3 protein-coding genes are annotated in these 3,039 nt (G+C 46.8%); 1 reads left to right on the forward strand and 2 read right to left on the reverse strand.

The window, feature by feature from the left end; all coding sequences use genetic code 11:
* Window positions 1–1,748 (forward strand): ATP-dependent zinc metalloprotease FtsH (gene ftsH / locus ACTHUT_RS16760; protein ID WP_440419128.1); only part of this gene is annotated, 1,748 nt, incomplete at its 5' end.
* Window positions 1,749–1,851: 103 nt separating this feature from the next.
* Here ftsH and tpx read toward each other — a convergent pair.
* Both tpx and ACTHUT_RS16770 read right to left on the reverse strand, forming a co-directional pair.
* Entirely contained in the window at window positions 1,852–2,346 is a 495-nt protein-coding gene (gene tpx, locus ACTHUT_RS16765; protein WP_070631083.1) for a thiol peroxidase, read from the reverse strand.
* A gap of 43 nt (window positions 2,347–2,389) precedes the next feature.
* On the reverse strand, window positions 2,390–2,929 hold the full coding sequence (locus ACTHUT_RS16770) for a hypothetical protein (protein ID WP_070631086.1): 540 nt from the start codon (window positions 2,927–2,929) through the stop codon (window positions 2,390–2,392).
* Window positions 2,930–3,039 lie beyond the last annotated feature (110 nt).

The raw sequence follows: 3,039 nt of genomic DNA on the forward strand, positions 1-3,039 counted from the left end.
CTGCCTTCTATACCAATGCGCCTTTGGATGACAACTTGGTTAAAACACTGTTGGACAACAAAGTACGCGTCAAAGTGACTCCGGAAGAAAAACCAAGCATGCTGGCCAGTCTGTTTTACAGCCTGCTGCCTGTTTTGTTATTGATTGGCGCATGGTTCTACTTCATGCGCATGCAAAGCGGCGGTGGCGGTAAAGGCGGCGCATTCTCTTTTGGTAAGAGCCGTGCACGTTTGTTAGACAAAGATTCCAATAAAGTGACTTTTGCTGATGTCGCAGGTTGTGATGAGGCAAAAGAAGAAGTACAAGAAATCGTGGATTACCTGAAATCGCCTAACCGTTACCAAAGTCTGGGTGGTCGTGTACCGCGCGGTATTTTGTTGGCCGGTAGCCCTGGTACGGGTAAAACATTGCTGGCCAAAGCGATTGCTGGTGAGGCCGGTGTGCCATTCTTCAGTATTTCAGGTTCTGACTTCGTAGAAATGTTTGTCGGTGTCGGTGCGAGCCGTGTCCGCGATATGTTCGAGCAGGCCAAGAAAAACGCGCCATGTATTATCTTTATCGATGAAATTGATGCTGTCGGCCGTCAGCGCGGTGCCGGTTTGGGCGGTGGTAATGACGAGCGTGAGCAAACATTGAACCAATTGTTGGTTGAAATGGATGGTTTTGAAAGCAACCAAACCGTTATTGTGATCGCAGCAACCAACCGTCCTGATGTACTTGACCCTGCGTTGCAGCGTCCGGGCCGTTTTGACCGTCAAGTCGTTGTTCCATTGCCTGATATCCGTGGCCGTGAGCAAATCTTGAAAGTACACGCTAAAAAAGTACCTTTGGATGCATCCGTAGATTTGACTTCTTTAGCACGCGGTACCCCTGGTTTTTCAGGTGCGGATTTGGCAAACTTGGTCAATGAAGCAGCTTTGTTTGCCGGCCGCCGCAATAAAGTTAAAGTCGATCAAAGTGACTTTGAAGATGCGAAAGACAAAATTTACATGGGTCCGGAACGTCGCAGCATGGTGATGCACGAAGATGAAAAACGTGCGACAGCCTATCATGAGGCCGGCCATGCCATCGTAGCGGAAAGCCTGCCGTTTACCGATCCTGTTCACAAAGTAACCATTATGCCTCGTGGCCGTGCATTGGGTTTGACTTGGCAGCTGCCTGAGCGTGACCGTATCAGCATGTACAAAGACCAAATGCTGAGCCAGCTCTCAATCTTGTTTGGTGGCCGTATTGCTGAAGATATTTTTGTCGGCCGTATTTCTACCGGCGCATCTAACGACTTTGAGCGTGCAACTCAAATGGCACGCGAGATGGTAACGCGTTATGGTATGAGCGATAAAATGGGGGTGATGGTTTATGCTGAGAACGAAGGTGAAGTATTCTTGGGTCGCAGCGTAACCCGTTCTCAAAATATTTCCGAAAAAACCCAACAAGATATCGATGCGGAAATCCGCCGTATTTTGGATGAGCAATACCAAGTGGCTTACAAAATCTTGGATGAAAATCGCGATAAGATGGAAACCATGTGTAAAGCACTGATGGATTGGGAAACCATCGATCGAGACCAAGTTTTGGAAATTATGGCCGGTAAACAGCCTAGTCCGCCTAAGGATTACAGCCACAATGTCCGCGATGACAAAGTAGAAGAGCCTGAAGCGCCTGTTGCTGAAGCTGTTGAACCTGTTGAGCAAAATGAGGTTCAGAATACTGAGCCAGTAGAAGCAGACAAAACAGATAAATCTGTATAAGGTTTGAAACAGAAAACGGTAGCTTTTAAGCTACCGTTTTTATTTTTAAGATAAGCAAAAGGCCGTCTGAAAATTTTCAGACGGCCTGATTTTATTTGGTTGATTACAAAACAGCCAAAGCCGCTTCGTAGTCAGGCTCGTTCGCAATTTCAGAAACCAATTCAGCGTGGAGAACTTGGTTTTGCTCATTTAAAACCACCACTGCGCGGGCAGTCAGGCCGCGTAATGGGCTTTCTGTCAGTGTAACACCGTAATCGTTAGAAAAGCTGCTGCGGAATGTAGAAAGTGTCACTACATTTTCCAAACCTTCTGCGCCGCAGAAACGGGCTTGTGCGAACGGTAAATCGGCAGAAATACACAAGACGACGGTATTTTCTAACGAAGAGGCACGTTTGTTGAAAGTGCGGACGGACTGGGCGCATACGCCGGTGTCAATGCTGGGGAAAATATTCAGCACTTTGCGTTTACCTGCAAAGTCAGCCAATGATTTCTCAGATAGGTCTGCCGCTACCAATGTGAAATCAGGTGCAACTTGGCCGATAGCGGGCAAATTGCCGTTTGTAGAAATAGGTGAGCCTTGGAAAGTAACTTGGGCCATGATTCAGTCCTTGTGTCAGGGGGAAAATAGGATGGTCAGGAGTTTAGTAATGACGGCGACGGAAATAGAACGTGCCTTCGCTGTCAATTTCTAAAATATAGCGGCCGTTTTGTACGGCGGCATAACCGCTTTTGCCTTCGGTATAAGGTTGCAAAGCAGCGTGTGAAATCAGATAGTCGGTCAGTTTGCTGCCGTCTTGGGCAATATTGTCCACCATTTTTGCAAAGGCAGTGTGGCAGATGCCGTTGGCTGACCAGCCGGCTGAAATGCCTTTTTCATTTTTTTCCATGCATTGGCCGCTGATGACTTCTAAGTCGGTAGGGTGCTTGCCAATCAGATTGATGACGCCACCCTCTATGCCGTTAATCGGATAGGTGCGTTGTTTTTTACCTTCTTTCGTTTCGCCTTCTTGAGCTGTACCTAAATCCAAACCGGCTATGGCTTGTTCATCGATATATTTAACTTTGAAGGTAGGCTTTGGCGCTTTGCCTGAAGCAGCATCATTGGCTGCATTATCTTCAGATTTACCGCCGCAGGCAGCCAATGAAAGGCTGAGCAAGATAAGGGGAAAGGTTTTTTTCATATAAGAAACCCTAGAAAAACGATTATATTTCAAATAATAAACGATATTATGGCCGTCTGAAATTTTCAGACGGCCTTGCTATTATTTCAACGGACGAATACCTACTGCAT

Source organism: Neisseria sp. P0022.S010 (genome assembly GCF_051956635.1).

Bases quoted from the DNA above. Each gene is read 5' to 3' on its own strand.
- tpx (WP_070631083.1), bottom strand. From the start codon at position 2,346: ATGGCCCAAGTTACTTTCCAAGGCTCACCTATTTCTACAAACGGCAAT.
- ACTHUT_RS16770 (WP_070631086.1), bottom strand. From the start codon at position 2,929: ATGAAAAAAACCTTTCCCCTTATCTTGCTCAGCCTTTCATTGGCTGCC.